Here is a 16,225-nt window from a genome sequence, read left to right as displayed (position 1 = left end):
CATCGCCGCCGTCAGCGTCGTTTTCCCATGGTCCACATGACCAATCGTCCCCACATTCACATGCGGCTTCTTACGCTCGAACTTTTCCTTGGACACAGCTCAAACCTCTTGCAGTTCTTTCAAATAACGCGAATTCGGTATCAGGACGCCTTGGCGGCAACCGCCTCGGCGATCTGGGCGGGGGCCTCGGCGTACTTCTCGAATTCCATCGAGTAGGTCGCGCGGCCCTGGCTCATCGAGCGCAGCTGGGTCGAGTAGCCGAACATCTCGGACAGCGGCACCTCGGCCTTCAGCAGCTTCTGGCCGGCCACGTCTTCCATGCCCTTCACCAGACCCCTGCGGCGATTAAGGTCGCCCATCACGTCGCCCATGTACTCCTCGGGCGTCTCGACCTCGACCTTCATCATCGGCTCGAGCAGCACGGCACCCGCCTTCAGGGCGCCTTCCTTGAAGGCCATCGAACCGGCCACCTTGAACGCCATCTCGTTGGAGTCGACGTCATGGTAGGAACCGTCGAACAGGGTGACCTTGACGTCCTCGACCGGATACCCGGCGAGCACACCGTTGGCCATCTGTTCTTCGATGCCCTTGGAGACGGCCGGGATGTAATCCTTCGGCACCACACCACCCACGATGGCGTTCTCGAACTTGTAGCCTTCGCCCGGCTCCAGCGGCTCGATGCGGATCCAGACGTGACCGTACTGTCCGCGACCACCGGACTGGCGCACGAACTTGCCTTCCTGTTCGACCGTCTTGCGGATGGTCTCGCGGTAGGCCACCTGGGGCTGACCCACGTTCGCCTCGACCTTGAATTCCCGCTTCATGCGGTCGACCAGCACCTCCAGGTGCAGCTCGCCCATGCCGGAGATGATGGTCTGCCCGGATTCCTCGTCGGTCCGCACGCGGAACGACGGATCTTCCTGCGCCAGCTTGTTCAGCGCGATACCCATCTTTTCCTGGTCGGTCTTGGTTTTCGGCTCGACCGCGATGGAGATCACCGGATCCGGGAACTCCATGCGCTCCAGTTCGACCGGGTCGTTCGGGTCGCACAGCGTGGTCCCGGTGTACAGGTCCTTCAAACCGACCACGGCGCCGATGTCACCCGCGCGCAGCTCCTTGATCTCCTCGCGGGAGTTCGAGTGCATCTGCAGGATGCGGCCGATGCGCTCGCGTCGATTGTTCTGCGTGTTCAGGACCGAGTCGCCGGCCGACAGCACGCCAGAGTAGACGCGCACGAAGGTCAACGAGCCGACGTAGGGGTCGGTCATGATCTTGAACGCCAGCGCGGCGAACGGCTCGTCATCGGAGGCGTGCTTCTCGACCGGCTCCTCGGTGCCGGCCTTGACGCCCTTGATGGCCTTGACCTCTTCCGGCGACGGCAGGTACTCGACGACCGCGTCGAGCATCGCCTGCACACCCTTGTTCTTGAACGCGGAGCCGCACAGCATCGGCACGATCTCGAGCTCGATGGTGCGGTGGCGCAGCGCAGACTTGATCTCTTCCTCGCTGAGGGTGCCCTCGTTGAGGTACTTGTCCATCAGCTCTTCGTTGGCCTCGGCGGCCGCCTCGAGCATGTTCTCGCGCCACTTCTCGGCGTCGGCCTTCAGCTCGTCCGGAATATCCTTGTACTCGAAGGAGATCCCGAAGTTGTCCTCGTCCCAGTAGATGGCCTGCATCTTCACCAGGTCGATCACGCCCTTGAACTGGTCCTCCGCGCCGATCGGCAGCTGGATCGGGACCGGGTTCGCCTGCAGGCGCTCCTTCATCTGTTCATAGACGCGCAGGAAGTCGGCGCCGGCGCGGTCCATCTTGTTGACGAACGCCATACGCGGCACGGCGTACTTGGTCGCCTGGCGCCACACGGTCTCGGACTGCGGCTGCACACCACCGACCGCGCAATACACCATGACCGCGCCGTCGAGCACACGCATGGAGCGCTCGACCTCGATGGTGAAGTCCACGTGCCCGGGGGTATCGATGATATTCACCCGGTGCTCGTCGAACTGCTTGGCCATGCCGGACCAGAAGCTGGTGGTCGCCGCGGAAGTGATGGTGATCCCGCGCTCCTGCTCCTGCTCCATCCAGTCCATCACGGCTGCACCGTCATGCACCTCGCCGATCTTGTGCGACAGACCGGTGTAGAACAGGATGCGTTCGGTCGTCGTCGTCTTGCCGGCGTCGATGTGCGCGCTGATCCCGATGTTCCGGTAGCGCTTAAGTGGGGTCTTGCGTGCCACGGTGAGCCTCTCTAAACAGATTTACCAGCGGAAATGGGCGAACGCCTTGTTCGCTTCCGCCATGCGGTGAGTGTCTTCGCGCTTCTTCACGGCGGAGCCCTTGCTGTCGGCGGCGTCCATCAGTTCGCCAGCCAGCTTCAGGGCCATGGTCCGTTCGCCACGCTTGCGGGCGGCCTCGACCACCCAGCGCATCGCCAGCGCGTCCTGACGCACCGAGCGGACTTCCACAGGAACCTGATAGGTCGCACCTCCGACGCGGCGCGACTTGACCTCGACGCGCGGACGGATGTTGTCCAGGGCACGCTCCAGCGCGCCCATCCCGTCGCCCTGCTTGGACTCGATCTGGTCCAGGGCGCCGTACACGACCTGTTCGGCGACGGACTTCTTGCCGTCGCGCATGACCGTGTTGATGAACTTGGCCAGGCGCTCGCTTCCGAACTTCGGGTCGGGGAGGATGTGACGCTTGGGGGCAGCTGCTCTTCTAGACATGTTTCAGTTCCCGGACTGGATCTCGGTTAGGATTTCTTGGGACGCTTGGTGCCGTACTTGGACCGGCCCTGGGCACGCTTCTGCACGCCCTGGGTATCCAGGCTGCCGCGCACCGTGTGGTAGCGCACACCCGGGAGGTCCTTCACGCGGCCGCCCCGGATCAGGACCACCGAGTGCTCCTGCAGGTTGTGGCCTTCCCCACCGATGTAGCTACTGACTTCGTAGCCATTGGTCAGCCGCACGCGCGCAACCTTGCGCAGCGCCGAGTTCGGCTTTTTCGGGGTGGTCGTGTAGACACGGGTGCAGACCCCGCGCTTCTGCGGGGAACCCTGCAGCGCCGGCACATCGCTCTTTTCGACGGGGCGCTTGCGGGGCTTGCGTACCAACTGGTTGATCGTGGCCATGAAACCCTTTCTCCTAGCCTAAAAATAACGACAGGCCGGCGCCGAGACCGGCCTGTCGAGGGAGCGGAATTCTAATCGCCGCCCCCGTGAGTGTCAAGATGGGACGGGTCACTCGGACCCGTCTTCCGCGGTACCCGGATCGGTGGTGGCGGGCTCGGACTCGGCGGTGGCCGCCTGGGTCTCCTCGACCGCCTCGAACTCGGGCATTTCCAGCGCGCGCTTGCGACGGCGCTCCTTGTGGTAGGCGAGGCCCGTCCCGGCGGGGATCAGGCGCCCGACAATCACGTTCTCCTTCAGACCGCGCAGGTCGTCGCGGGCGCCACGGGTGGACGCCTCAGTCAGTACGCGGGTGGTCTCCTGGAAGGAGGCCGCGGAGATGAACGACTCGGTGACCAGCGAGGCCTTGGTGATCCCGAGCAGCACGCGCTCGTAGGTCGCCGGCTGCTGATCCGCACCCAGTTGTTCGTTCTCCTCGAGGACACGCACGCGATCGACCTGGTCCCCGGCGAGGAACTTGGTATCGCCGGCGTCCACGATGTTCACCTTGCGCATCATCTGGCGGACGATCACCTCGATGTGCTTGTCGTTGATCTTCACGCCCTGCAGGCGGTAGACGTCCTGGATCTCCTGCACCTGGTACTCGGCCAGGGTGGTGACACCGCGCAGGCGCAGGATGTCGTGCGGATCCAGCTCGCCATCGACTACGACCTCGCCACGCTCCACGCGCTCGCCCTCGAAGACGTTCACGGTCCGCAGCTTCGGGATCAGCATCTCGACCGGGTCGCCCTTGTCCGGGGTGATCACCAGGCGCTGCTTGCCCTTGGTCTCCTTGCCGAACGACACGGTACCCGAGATCTCCGCCAGCACCGCCGGCTCCTTCGGACGGCGTGCCTCGAACAGGTCGGCCACGCGGGGCAGACCCCCGGTGATATCACGGGTCTTGGAGGACTCCTGCGGCAGGCGCGCGATGACGTCACCGACCTCGACCCGGGCGTTGTCCTCCAGGTTGAAGATCGCGTTGGCCGGCAGCATGTACTGCGCGGGCATGTCGGTGCCCGGGATGTACACCTCGTTGCCGTCGTCGTCGAGCAGCTTGACCGTCGGGCGCAGGTCCTTGCCGGCCGACGAGCGGCTCTTCGGATCCAGCACCACGTTGGACGACAGCCCGGTGAACTCGTCGGTCTCCTTGGTGACGGTGACGTTCTCGACGAAATCCGCCAGACGGATGTTACCGGCCACCTCGGTGACGATCGGATGGGTATGCGGATCCCAGGTCGCGACCTCCTGGCCGGCCTCGACGGTGTCCCCGTCGTGGACCGTGATGGTCGCGCCGTACGGGATCTTGTAACGCTCGCGCTCGCGACCCTGATCGTCGATCACGCCCAGCTCGCCGGAACGCGATACCGCGACCAGGTTACCGGCCTTGTTGGTGACCGTCTTCAGGTTGTGCAGACGCGCGGCCCCGGAGTTCTTCACCTGGATCGCGCTGACCGTCACCGCGCGGCTCGCGGCCCCGCCGATGTGGAAGGTACGCATGGTCAGCTGGGTACCCGGCTCGCCGATCGACTGCGCGGCGATGACGCCCACGGCCTCCCCGGCGTTGACCTCGTGGCCACGGGCCAGATCACGCCCGTAGCACTTGGCGCAGATGCCCTGGCGGGTCTCGCAGGTGATCGCCGAACGCACCAGCACCTCGTCCACCGACGCGCCGTCCAGGGTGTCCACCATGGCCTCGTCCAGCAGGGTGCCCGCGGGCACCAGCACCTCGTCGGTGCCCGGGCGGAGCACGTCCACCGCGGTGGTACGCCCCAGCACGCGATCGCGCAGCGGCTCCACGACGTCGCCACCCTCGATGATCGGCTTCATCAACAGGCCCTGCTCGGTGCCGCAATCCGGCTCGGTCACCACAACGTCCTGGGAGACATCCACCAGGCGACGGGTCAGGTAACCCGAGTTCGCGGTCTTCAGCGCGGTATCGGCCAGGCCCTTGCGCGCCCCGTGGGTCGAGATGAAGTACTGCAGGACGTTCAGACCCTCGCGGAAGTTCGCGGTGATCGGCGTCTCGATGATGGAGCCGTCCGGCTTGGCCATCAGGCCGCGCATGCCGGCCAGCTGTCGGATCTGCGCGGCGGAACCACGCGCGCCGGAATCGGCCATCATGAAGATCGAGTTGAACGAGTTCTGCTCGACCGTCTCGCCGTCCTTGTTGGTGACCTGCTCCTTGCCGAGGCGTTCCATCATGGCCTTGGCGACCTGGTCATTGCAGTGCGACCAGATATCCACGACCTTGTTGTAGCGTTCGCCCTTGGTGACGAGACCCGAGGCGTACTGATCCTCGATCTCCTTCACCTGGTCCTCGGCGCCCTGCAGGATCGGGTGCTTCTCGTCCGGGATCACCATGTCGTCGGCGCAGAAAGACACGCCGGCACGGGTGGAGTAGTAAAAGCCCGCGTACATCAGCTGGTCCGCGAACACGACCGTGTCCTTCAGGCCCAGGCGGCGGTAGCAGGAGTTGATCAGCCCGGAGATCGCCTTCTTGTTCAGCTCGCGGTCGATCAGCTCGAACGGCAGGCCCTTGGGCATGATGCGCGACAGGATCGCGCGACCGACCGTGGTCTCCACGCGCATGGACGGCAGCGCTTCGCCCTCGGCGACGTCGGCCATGGTGTCCGCGATGCGCACGGTGATGCGCGCATGCAGGTCCACCTGCTTGTGCTCGTAGGCGCGGTGCACCTCGTCCACGTCGGAGAAGGTCATCCCTTCGCCCTTGGCGTTGACCTTCTCGCGCGACAGGTAGTACAGACCCAGCACGATATCCTGCGACGGCACGATGATCGGCTCGCCGTTGGCCGGCGACAGCACGTTGTTGGAGGACAGCATCAGCGTGCGCGCCTCCAGCTGGGCCTCCAGCGACAGCGGCACGTGCACGGCCATCTGGTCACCGTCGAAGTCGGCGTTGAACGCGGCACAGACCAGCGGATGCAGCTGGATCGCCTTGCCCTCGATCAGCACCGGTTCGAAGGCCTGGATGCCCAGGCGGTGCAGGGTCGGGGCACGGTTCAGCATCACCGGGTGCTCGCGGATCACCTCTTCGAGGATGTCCCAGACCTCGGGGCCTTCCTTCTCCACGGCCTTCTTGGCGGCCTTGATGGTCGTGGCCAGGCCACGGCGCTGCAGCTTGCCGAAGATGAACGGCTTGAACAGTTCCAGCGCCATGCGCTTGGGCAGGCCGCACTGGTGCAGGCGCAGAGTCGGACCGACCACGATCACGGAACGACCGGAGTAGTCGACGCGCTTGCCCAGCAGGTTCTGGCGGAAGCGGCCCTGCTTGCCCTTGATCATGTCGGCCAGGGATTTCAGCGGGCGCTTGTTGGTGCCGGTGATCGCACGACCGCGACGCCCGTTGTCCAGCAGCGCATCCACGGACTCCTGCAGCATGCGCTTTTCGTTGCGTACGATGATGTCCGGGGCGTTCAGCTCCAGCAGGCGGCGCAGCCGGTTGTTCCGGTTGATCACCCGGCGGTACAGGTCGTTCAGGTCGGAGGTCGCGAAGCGGCCACCGTCCAGCGGCACCAGCGGGCGCAAGTCCGGCGGCAGCACCGGCAGGACCTTCATGATCATCCACTCCGGCTTGTTGCCGGACTCGAGGAAGGACTCGACCAGCTTGAGCCGCTTGCCCAGACGCTTGATCTTGGTCTCGGAGCCGGTCTCGGCCAGCTCCTGGCGCAGCTTGGCAGCCTCGGCCGGCAGATCCATCTCCTTCAGCAGGCTCAGCACGGCCTCGGCGCCCATCAGCGCGGTGAAGTCGTCGCCGTGCTCTTCCATTGCCTCGAGGTATTCCTCGTCGGTCAGGAGCTGGCGCTTCTCGAGCGTGGTGAAGCCCGGATCGGTCACGATGAAGGATTCGAAGTAGAGCACCTTCTCGATGTCCTTCAGGGTCATGTCCAGCAGCAGGCCGATGCGGGACGGCAGGCTCTTCAGGTACCAGATGTGCGCAACCGGCGAGGCCAGATCGATATGCCCCATGCGCTCGCGGCGCACCTTGGTCTGGGTGACCTCGACGCCGCACTTCTCGCAGACCACGCCGCGATGCTTCAGGCGCTTGTACTTGCCGCACAGGCACTCGTAGTCCTTCACCGGCCCGAAGATCTTCGCGCAGAACAGGCCGTCACGCTCCGGCTTGAAGGTCCGGTAGTTGATGGTCTCCGGCTTCTTCACCTCGCCAAAGGACCAGGAACGGATCTGGTCCGAGGACGCCAGGCCGATGCGGATCGCATCGAACTCTTCCGGCTGGGTCTGCTGCTTGAACAGATTCAGGAGGTCTTTCATTCGCTTGCCTCACAAACTTGGTTTCGAGGGGCGCGCACGCCCCGTCGGATCACAATCGGATCGGAGAAGATCAGTCCTGCTCGAGCTCGATATTGATGCCGAGCGCCTTGATCTCCTTCATGAGCACGTTGAACGACTCGGGGACGTTGGCCTCCATGTGGTGCTCACCGTCAACGATGTTCTTGTACATCTTGTTACGGCCCTGCACGTCGTCCGCCTTCACCGTCAGCATCTCCTGCAGGGTGTAGGCGGCGCCGTAGGCCTCCAGTGCCCAGACCTCCATTTCGCCGAAGCGCTGACCGCCGAACTGCGCCTTGCCGCCCAGCGGCTGCTGGGTGACCAGCGAGTACGGGCCGGTGGAACGCGCATGCATCTTGTCGTCCACCAGGTGGTTCAGCTTCAGCATGTGCATGTAGCCCACGGTAACCGGGCGATCGAATTCGTCGCCGGTGCGGCCATCGTAGAGCTGGGCCTGCCCGGTCTCGGGCAGGTCCGCCAGCCGCAGCATCTCCTTGATCTCGGCCTCTTCGGCACCGTCGAATACCGGCGTCGCCATCGGCACGCCACCGCGCAGGTTCTTGCACAGGGTGATGATCTCGGCATCCGACATGGAGTCGAGGTCCACCTTGCGCTCGCGGTGGTTGTAGATCTTGTCGAGGAACTCGCGCAGCTTCGCGATCTCGGCCTGCGCCTCGAGCATGCGGTTGATCTTGTCGCCCAGGCCCTTGGCGGCCCACCCGAGGTGAACCTCCAGCACCTGCCCGACGTTCATGCGCGAGGGCACGCCCAGCGGGTTCAGCACCACGTCGACCGGGGTCCCGTCCTCGAGGAACGGCATGTCCTCTTCCGGCACGATCATCGAGATCACGCCCTTGTTGCCGTGGCGACCGGCCATCTTGTCGCCCGGCTGCAGGCGACGCTTCACGGCCACGTACACCTTGACCATCTTCTGCACGCCCGGCGGCAGGTCGTCGCCCGCGGCCAGCTTGGCCTTCTGGTGCTCGAACTTCTTCTCGAACGCCTCGTGCTGGTCCTGGATCTGACGACCAAGGTCCTCCAGCTGGGAGTTGACCGCGTCGTCCTTCAGCCGCACCTCGAACCACTTGTCGCGGGACAGACCCTGCAGGTACTTCTTGGTGACCTTGGAGCCGTCACCGAGGCCGTCCGGCCCGCCGGCGGCGGTCTTGTTGACCAGCAGCTTCTCCACGCGAGCGTAGATATCGTCCTCGTAGATGCGCAGCTGGTCCTTCAGGTCCTTCTGCACGGCGGCCAGATCGTCGGCCTCGATCGACTTGGCGCGGGCGTCCTTCTCCACACCGTCGCGGGTGAACACGCGCACGTCGATCACCGTGCCCTCGATGCCGGACGGGACGCGCAGGGAGGTGTCCTTCACGTCGGAGGCCTTCTCGCCGAAGATCGCCCTCAGGAGTTTCTCTTCCGGCGTCAGCTGGGTCTCGCCCTTCGGCGTCACCTTGCCCACCAGGATATCGCCCGGATTCACCTCGGCGCCGACATACACGACGCCGGACTCGTCCAGCTTGTTCAGCAGGGACTCGGAGACGTTCGGGATATCCGCGGTGATCTCTTCCTGGCCCAGCTTGGTGTCGCGGGCGACACAGTTGAGCTCCTCGATATGGATGGTGGTGTAGCGGTCCTCCTGCACCACGCGCTCCGAGATCAGGATCGAGTCCTCGAAGTTGTAGCCGTTCCACGGCATGAACGCGACCATCATGTTCTGGCCCAGCGCCAGCTCGCCCATGTCGGTGGAGGAGCCGTCCGCGATCGCGTCGCCCCGGGCGATCTCGTCGCCCACCGCGACCAGCGGCCGCTGGTTGATGGAGGTGTTCTGGTTGGAACGCGAGTACTTGGTCAGGTTGTAGATGTCCACGCCCGGCTCGCCGGCGACGGTCTCGTCGTCGTTGACCCGGACCACCACGCGACCGGCATCGACCGAGTCCACAGTCCCGCCGCGCTTGGCGACGATCGCGGAGCCGGAGTCGATGGCGACGGCGCGCTCGATGCCGGTGCCCACCAGCGGCTTGTCGGCACGCAGGCACGGCACGGCCTGACGCTGCATGTTCGCACCCATCAGGGCGCGGTTCGCGTCATCGTGCTCCAGGAACGGCAGCAGCGCGGCCGCCACCGACACGATCTGCTTCGGCGAGATATCCATGTACTGGATCTTGTCCGGAGTCGAGATCGTGAACTCTTCCTGGTGGCGGCAGGAGACGAGGTCGTCGCTCAGACGGCCTTCGTCGTCCATGGCCGCGTTCGCCTGGGCGATCACGTACTGGCTCTCCTCGATCGCGGAGAGGTAAACGATCTCCTCGGTGACCTTGCCGTCCTCGACCTTGCGGTACGGCGTCTCCAGGAAGCCGTAGCGGTTGGTGCGGGCGTACACCGCCAGCGAATTGATCAGGCCGATGTTCGGGCCTTCCGGGGTCTCGATCGGGCAGACGCGACCGTAGTGCGTCGGATGCACGTCGCGCACCTCGAAGCCGGCACGCTCGCGGGTCAGGCCGCCCGGGCCCAGCGCGGAGATGCGGCGCTTGTGGGTGACCTCGGACAGCGGGTTGTTCTGGTCCATGAACTGCGACAGCTGGCTGGACCCGAAGAACTCCTTGACCGCGGCCGCCACCGGCTTGGCGTTGATCAGCTCCTGCGGCATCAGGCCCTCGCTCTCGGCGACGGTCAGACGCTCCTTGACCGCGCGCTCAACCCGCACCAGGCCCAGACGGAACTGGTTCTCGGCCATCTCGCCCACGCTGCGGATACGGCGGTTGCCCAGGTGGTCGATGTCGTCGGTGCGGCCGTTGCCGTTGCGCAGGTCGATCAGGACCTTCAGCACATCCAGGATGTCCTCCGGCGACAGCACGCCCTCGCCCTCGTCGGTCTCGCGACCCACGCGACGGTTGAACTTCATGCGGCCCACGGCGGAGAGGTCGTAGCGATCCTCGGAGAAGAACAGGTTGGAGAACAGGTTCTCCGCGGCGTCCTTGGTCGGCGGCTCGCCCGGGCGCATCACGCGGTAGATCTCGACCTGCGCCTCCAGCTGCGTCTTGGTCGGGTCCAGACGCAGGGTGTCCGACATGTACGGACCATGGTCGTAGTCGTTGGTGTAGATCGTCTGCAGGGTCTTCACACCCTCGGCGCGCAGCTTGTCCAGCAGTTCCTGGGTCAGGGCGTCGTTGGCGCCGGCGATCAGTTCGCCGGTGGACTCGTCCACCACGCCCTTGGCCAGCACACGACCCAGCAGGTATTCGTCCGGCACCCGCAGGGTGCTGATGCCGGCCTTCTCGATCTCCCGGATGTGACGGGGGGTGATGCGGCGACCCGCCTCGACGATGACCTTGTCACCGTCGGTGATATCCACCACGGCGGTCTCGCCGCGCATGCGCTCGGGGATCAGGTCCAGCTCGCCACCATCCTCGTCGAGGGTGAGCTGGTTGAATTCGAAAAAGGTGGCCAGGATCTCTTCGGTATCCATGCCCAGTGCGCGCAGCAGAATCGACGCCGGCAGCTTGCGGCGACGGTCGATGCGCACGTATACCCCGTCCTTGGCGTCGAACTCGAAGTCCAGCCAGGAACCGCGGTACGGAATGATGCGGGCGTTATAGAGCAGCTTCTGCGCGCTGCCCTGCGTCTTGCCCTTGTCGCTGTCGAAGAACACACCGGGGGAGCGGTGCAGCTGCGACACGATCACGCGTTCGGTGCCATTGATGACGAAGGTGCCGTTCTCCGTCATGAGCGGCATCTCGCCCATGTAGACCTCCTGCTCCTTGACCTCCTTGACCACGGTGGAGCCCGCCGGGGCTTCCTTGTCGTGGATCACGAGGCGCAGCAGCACACGCAGCGGGGCCGCATAGGTCACGCCACGGATCTGGCATTCCTTCACGTCGAACATCGGCTCGCCCAGGCGGTAGCTCACGTACTCGAGCTGGACATGACCGGAATAGCTGACGATGGGGAATACCGACTGAAACGCCGCGTGCAGGCCCAGGGGATCACGCCCGTCCGGCGCTTGGTCCGCCTGCAGGAAATCCCGATAGGACGTCAACTGGGTCTCGAGCAGGTACGGGACGTCGAGGATCTGGGGACGCTTCCCGAAGTCCTTGCGGATACGTTTCTTTTCGGTATAACTGAGGGCCATGGCTTACCTCGGAGGCTAGCTGAACAACGCGGAACAAAACCCGCGCCACCACGGGCTGAGGCTGACGACCAAACGGCCGCCAGCCTCAGGGCTTCGTGATGTACACGAAAACAACAGGCGCAAGCGCCTTCTTACTTCAGTTCGACGGTGGCGCCCGCTTCTTCCAGTTCCGTCTTCATCTTCTCGGCCTCTTCCTTCGGCGCGCCTTCCTTCACGGTCGCCGGCACGCCTTCGACCATTTCCTTGGCTTCCTTCAGACCCAGCCCGGTCAGGCCGCGCACGACCTTGATCACGCCGACCTTGTTGTCGCCGAAGCTGGACATCACGACGTCGAACTCGTCCTTGGCTTCGGCGGCGGCGGCTTCACCACCACCGGCAGCGGCCGGGGCGGCCGCGACGGCGGCAGCGGCGGACACGCCGAACTTCTCTTCCATCTCGCTGATCAGGTCCACGATCTCGAGGACCGTCATGTTGCCGATGGCTTCCAGGATATCTTCTTTCGAAACGGCCATTTCTAACTCTCCTAACGGGTCGTACCCGAATTCATTCAGTACTTGCTGCAGAAAAAGGCGGTAAGGGTTCAGGCTGCCTGTTTCTGGTCACGGATTGCTGCAACGGTACGCACCAGCTTGCCGGGGACTTCGTTCACCGTACGGGCGAACTTGTCGAGCGGCGCCTTCATGGTGGCGAGAAGCTGCGCAAGCGCCTCTTCACGCGTCGGCAGGCTCGCGAGGCGATCGAGATCGTTCGCCCCCATGAGCTGCCCACCAAAGGACACCAGCCGGACCTTCAGCTGATCGTTCTCCTTGGCGAAGTCCTTCACCAGGCGCGCGGCGGAGCTGGGCTCCTCTTCACTGAAGGCCAGGATCAGCGGGCCATGCAGCTCGGGCTGCATGCACTCGAAATCCGTACCCTCAATGGCACGCTTGGCGAGGTTGTTCTTCACCACTCGCAGATAGACACCGGAGGACCGTGCCTGCCGACGCAGGTCGGTCATCTGCGCTACCGAGAGACCCCGATATTCCGCGGCGACCGCGGAATGTGCCGAGGCAGCAACCGTAGCCAGTTCCGAGACAATCACCTTCTTGTCATCGAGATTCAAAGCCACGTTGACTCTCCTCTAGTAAGACCACCCGGAGGCGGTCGTGAAACCGGGCGAACCCGGTACTGCGGTGCTCCCGTCGCAGGTACTTCCTGAATCGGGTGACACCATCTGCGCAGGCTGAGGTATTAAGCCGGGCCCGAAGGCCCCGCGCCTGCGGTCTTGGATGGCGTGCCGCTTGCGCGACAGCCGACCAAAAACCGAATGTTGTTGCTCAGAGGCTCAGCGAGCCCTGATCGACCTTGACGCCCGGACCCATGGTGGTCGACACCACCACGCCCTTGACGTACTGACCCTTGGAGGTCGCCGGCTTCATCTTGACCAGATCGGCCAGCAGGGCGTTCAGGTTCTCGGCAAGCGCACTGGATTCGAAATCCGCCGCGCCGATCGTGCAGTGCACGATGCCGCCCTTGTCGGTGCGATAGCGCACCTGCCCGCCCTTGGCGTTGGTCACCGCGGTGGCCACATCGGGGGTCACGGTGCCGACCTTCGGGTTCGGCATCAGGCCGCGCGGCCCGAGGATCTGGCCCAGCTGACCGACCACGCGCATCGCGTCCGGGGAGGCGATCACCACGTCGAAGTCCATCTGACCGGCCTTCACCTGTTCGGCGAGGTCGTCCATACCGACCACGTCCGCGCCGGCTTCCTTCGCCGCATCGGCGTTGGCACCCTGGGTGAACACGGCCACGCGAACGGTCTTGCCGTTGCCGTGCGGCAGCACGGTGGAACCACGCACCACCTGATCGGACTTGCGCGGATCAACGCCGAGGTTCACGGCGACATCGACCGACTCGCGGAACTTGGCCTTGGGCAGGTCACGCAGGAGATCAAAGGCCTCGGTCACCGGATACAGACGGGTCGGTTCGACCTTCTCGCGGATGGCCTGCATACGCTTGGAAAGCTTTGCCATGTCAGAGACCCTCCACTTCGAGGCCCATACTGCGGGCACTACCGGCAATGGTACGGACCGCGGCATCCAGATCCGCCGCCGTCAGGTCGGGTTCCTTGGTCTTCGCGATCTCTTCCAGCTGGGCACGGGTGACCGTACCCACCTTGTTGGTATTCGGCTGACCGGACCCGGACTGGATGCCCGCGGCCTTCTTCAGCAGGATCGCCGCCGGCGGCGTCTTGGTGATGAACGTGAAGCTGCGATCGGCGTACACGGTGATAACCACCGGGATCGGCAGACCGGGCTCCATTTCCTGGGTCTGCGCGTTGAACGCCTTGCAGAACTCCATGATGTTCACACCGCGCTGACCCAGCGCGGGGCCCACGGGCGGGCTCGGGTTGGCCTTGCCGGCCGGGACCTGAAGCTTGATATACGCTTCGATTTTCTTTGCCATGAGAACTCCCTCGGGTGCGAACGCCTCGCGGCTCCCCGATCAGCAGGTAACGACGCTTGCGCGTCGGTCAGGTTTTCTCGACTTGGTGGAACTCCAGTTCCACGGGCGTCGAGCGGCCGAAAATCTGGACGGCCACCAGCAGGCGGCTCTTGTCGTAGTTGACCTCTTCGACCACGCCGTTGAAGTCGTTGAACGGCCCATCGATCACGCGAACCATCTCGCCCACCTCGAACAGGACCTTCGGGCGCGGCTTCTCGGCGCCTTCCTGCATGCGCTGCAGGATGGCGTCGGCTTCCTTGTCGCTAATCGGGGCCGGGCGATCGGCCGTCCCGCCGATAAAGCCGAGCACGCGCGGCACGGCCTTCACCAGGTGCCAGGCCTCGTCGTTCAGGTCCATCTGCACCAGCACGTAGCCGGGGAAGAACTTGCGTTCGCTCTTGCGCTTCTGGCCGTCCTTCATCTCGACGACCTCCTCGGTGGGGACGAGGATCTCGCCAAAGTGATCCTGCATGCCGAAGCGCTCGATGCGCTCCTCCAGGGACCGCTTCACCTGCGCCTCGAAACCCGAGAATGCCTGTACGACGTACCAGCGTAGTGCCATGGTCGAGAATCCTGATGCTTATCCGATGAACCGACTGATGCCCCAGCCCAGGAACATGTCCAGGAGCCAGAGGAAGATCCCCACCAGGATCACGACAGCAATGACGATCAGCGTGGTCTGGGTCGTCTCGACGCGGGTGGGCCACACCATCTTGCGCACCTCGGTGCGCGCGTTGCCCATGAAGCCGGCGAGCTGGCTGCCCTTGGCGGTCGTCATCCCGATGCCGATGGCGACCCCCACAACGGCGAGCAGCCCGAGGACGCGAATCAGAGTGGATTCGTCCTGGAACCAATAGAAGCCCATGACGCCGGCAATCAGCAGCGCCACGGCCACCGCGAGCTTGACGGTATCAAGCACGCCGGTCTGTTCCGATTGTTCACTCATGAATACGTATCACCCGGTGCTGCCGCCATCCGGAAGATGGCAGGCCAGGAGGGACTCGAACCCCCAACCTGCGGTTTTGGAGACCGCTGCTCTGCCAATTGAGCTACTGGCCTATAAATCGAATCGACAAGAAACAAACGCGAGAGACGACGCACCCGGCGCCGCCTCTCGCGGTCGATCTGTCAACTTGTCTACTGTATCACTCGATGATCTTGGAGACGACGCCGGCGCCGACGGTGCGGCCACCTTCGCGGATCGCAAAGCGCAGCCCGTCTTCCATCGCGATCGGGTTGATCAGGGACACCGTCATCTTGACGTTGTCGCCCGGCATCACCATCTCGGTGCCTTCCGGCAGTTCCACCGAACCCGTCACGTCGGTCGTACGGAAGTAGAACTGCGGGCGGTACCCATTGAAGAACGGCGTATGACGACCGCCCTCGTCCTTGCCCAGGATGTACACCTCGGCCTCGAAATGCGTGTGCGGGGTGATCGAACCCGGCTTGCACAGCACCTGACCGCGCTGCACGTCGTCACGCTTGGTGCCACGCAGCAGGATGCCGACGTTGTCGCCCGCTTCGCCCTGGTCCAGCAGCTTGCGGAACATCTCGACGCCGGTGACGGTGGTCTTCTGGGTGTCGCGAATACCGACGATCTCGATTTCTTCGCCGACCTTCACCACGCCGCGCTCGACGCGACCGGTCACCACGGTGCCACGACCGGAGATCGAGAAGACATCTTCCACCGGCATCAGGAACGCGCCGTCCACGGCACGCTCGGGCTCCGGAATCCAGCTGTCCATCGCCTCCACCAGCTTGTAGATCGCCGGGGCGCCCACTTCGCTCTCGTCACCTTCCAGCGCCTTCAGCGCGGAACCGGTGATCACCGGGGTGTCGTCACCCGGGAAGTCGTAGGAGGACAGCAGGTCGCGAACTTCCATCTCGACCAGCTCCAGCAGCTCCGGATCGTCGACCATGTCGGCCTTGTTCAGGAACACCACGATGTACGGCACACCCACCTGACGCGCCAGCAGAATGTGCTCGCGCGTCTGCGGCATCGGGCCATCGGCCGCCGACACCACCAGGATCGCGCCGTCCATCTGCGCCGCACCCGTGATCATGTTCTTCACATAGTCCGCGTGCCCGGGGCAGTCGACGTGCGCATAGTGGCGAATGTCGCTTTCGTATTC

The 16,225-nt window shown here is 64.4% G+C and carries 13 protein-coding genes and 1 tRNA gene; all 14 read right to left on the bottom strand.

Annotation, left to right across the window (positions count from 1 at the left end):
- A partial coding sequence (locus C996_RS14440; RefSeq protein ID WP_018137563.1) for a GTP-binding protein occupies positions 1-96 on the bottom strand: 96 nt, incomplete at its 3' end.
- A gap of 44 nt (positions 97-140) precedes the next feature.
- On the bottom strand, positions 141-2,237 hold the full coding sequence (fusA, locus tag C996_RS0113540; protein ID WP_018867960.1) for an elongation factor G: 2,097 nt from the start codon (positions 2,235-2,237) through the stop codon (positions 141-143).
- A 21-nt stretch (positions 2,238-2,258) separates the two neighbouring features.
- The gene (gene rpsG, locus C996_RS0113535) at positions 2,259-2,726 is read right to left on the bottom strand and encodes a 30S ribosomal protein S7 (protein ID WP_018175517.1); all 468 of its coding nucleotides are present in this window, start codon (positions 2,724-2,726) and stop codon (positions 2,259-2,261) included.
- A 26-nt stretch (positions 2,727-2,752) separates the two neighbouring features.
- The gene (gene rpsL / locus C996_RS0113530) at positions 2,753-3,130 is read right to left on the bottom strand and encodes a 30S ribosomal protein S12 (RefSeq protein WP_017940461.1); all 378 of its coding nucleotides are present in this window, start codon (positions 3,128-3,130) and stop codon (positions 2,753-2,755) included.
- Between the two features lie 108 nt (positions 3,131-3,238).
- Positions 3,239-7,459: a DNA-directed RNA polymerase subunit beta' gene (gene rpoC / locus C996_RS0113525; RefSeq protein ID WP_018867959.1), complete on the bottom strand. Its 4,221-nt coding sequence runs from the start codon at positions 7,457-7,459 to the stop codon at positions 3,239-3,241.
- A gap of 70 nt (positions 7,460-7,529) precedes the next feature.
- Positions 7,530-11,609 carry a DNA-directed RNA polymerase subunit beta gene (gene rpoB, locus C996_RS0113520; protein ID WP_018867958.1) on the bottom strand — a complete coding sequence of 1,360 codons (4,080 nt, stop codon included), beginning with the start codon at positions 11,607-11,609 and terminating at the stop codon, positions 7,530-7,532.
- A gap of 131 nt (positions 11,610-11,740) precedes the next feature.
- A complete protein-coding gene (rplL, locus tag C996_RS0113515; protein ID WP_018867957.1) occupies positions 11,741-12,121 on the bottom strand; it encodes a 50S ribosomal protein L7/L12 in 381 nt (126 codons plus the stop codon).
- A 68-nt stretch (positions 12,122-12,189) separates the two neighbouring features.
- Entirely contained in the window at positions 12,190-12,711 is a 522-nt protein-coding gene (gene rplJ, locus C996_RS0113510) for a 50S ribosomal protein L10 (protein WP_018867956.1), read from the bottom strand.
- A 214-nt stretch (positions 12,712-12,925) separates the two neighbouring features.
- Positions 12,926-13,621: a 50S ribosomal protein L1 gene (gene rplA, locus C996_RS0113505; RefSeq protein ID WP_018867955.1), complete on the bottom strand. Its 696-nt coding sequence runs from the start codon at positions 13,619-13,621 to the stop codon at positions 12,926-12,928.
- A 1-nt stretch (position 13,622) separates the two neighbouring features.
- Positions 13,623-14,054 (bottom strand): 50S ribosomal protein L11, encoded by a 432-nt coding sequence (rplK, locus tag C996_RS0113500; RefSeq protein WP_018867954.1) that lies wholly within the window; start codon positions 14,052-14,054, stop codon positions 13,623-13,625.
- Positions 14,055-14,121: 67 nt separating this feature from the next.
- Complete coding sequence (gene nusG / locus C996_RS0113495; RefSeq protein ID WP_017940468.1) at positions 14,122-14,655, bottom strand: transcription termination/antitermination protein NusG; 534 nt, start codon at positions 14,653-14,655, stop codon at positions 14,122-14,124.
- 18 nt (positions 14,656-14,673) lie between these two features.
- Positions 14,674-15,039, bottom strand: coding sequence for a preprotein translocase subunit SecE (gene secE / locus C996_RS0113490; protein WP_017940469.1), 366 nt, complete (start codon positions 15,037-15,039; stop codon positions 14,674-14,676).
- 37 nt (positions 15,040-15,076) lie between these two features.
- A tRNA-Trp gene (locus C996_RS0113485) sits at positions 15,077-15,152 on the bottom strand.
- A gap of 86 nt (positions 15,153-15,238) precedes the next feature.
- Positions 15,239-16,225, bottom strand: a 987-nt coding sequence (gene tuf, locus C996_RS0113480; protein WP_018867953.1) for an elongation factor Tu, incomplete at its 5' end; no start/stop codon positions are given.

Origin of the sequence: Thioalkalivibrio sp. ALE25 (assembly GCF_000377285.1) — a bacterium.
Taxonomy (GTDB): Bacteria; Pseudomonadota; Gammaproteobacteria; order Ectothiorhodospirales; family Ectothiorhodospiraceae; genus Thioalkalivibrio.
The sequence above is the reverse complement of the archived record's forward strand: the minus strand, read 5'-3'. Positions and strand labels throughout refer to the sequence as shown.

What these genes read in the sequence shown, in the direction of transcription:
- rpsG (WP_018175517.1), bottom strand. Translation starts at nt 2,726, where the DNA reads ATGTCTAGAAGAGCAGCTGCCCCCAAGCGTCACATCCTCCCCGACCCG.
- rpsL (WP_017940461.1), bottom strand. Translation starts at nt 3,130, where the DNA reads ATGGCCACGATCAACCAGTTGGTACGCAAGCCCCGCAAGCGCCCCGTC.
- rpoC (WP_018867959.1), bottom strand. Translation starts at nt 7,459, where the DNA reads ATGAAAGACCTCCTGAATCTGTTCAAGCAGCAGACCCAGCCGGAAGAG.
- rpoB (WP_018867958.1), bottom strand. Translation starts at nt 11,609, where the DNA reads ATGGCCCTCAGTTATACCGAAAAGAAACGTATCCGCAAGGACTTCGGG.
- rplL (WP_018867957.1), bottom strand. Translation starts at nt 12,121, where the DNA reads ATGGCCGTTTCGAAAGAAGATATCCTGGAAGCCATCGGCAACATGACG.
- rplA (WP_018867955.1), bottom strand. Translation starts at nt 13,621, where the DNA reads ATGGCAAAGCTTTCCAAGCGTATGCAGGCCATCCGCGAGAAGGTCGAA.
- rplK (WP_018867954.1), bottom strand. Translation starts at nt 14,054, where the DNA reads ATGGCAAAGAAAATCGAAGCGTATATCAAGCTTCAGGTCCCGGCCGGC.
- nusG (WP_017940468.1), bottom strand. Translation starts at nt 14,655, where the DNA reads ATGGCACTACGCTGGTACGTCGTACAGGCATTCTCGGGTTTCGAGGCG.
- secE (WP_017940469.1), bottom strand. Translation starts at nt 15,039, where the DNA reads ATGAGTGAACAATCGGAACAGACCGGCGTGCTTGATACCGTCAAGCTC.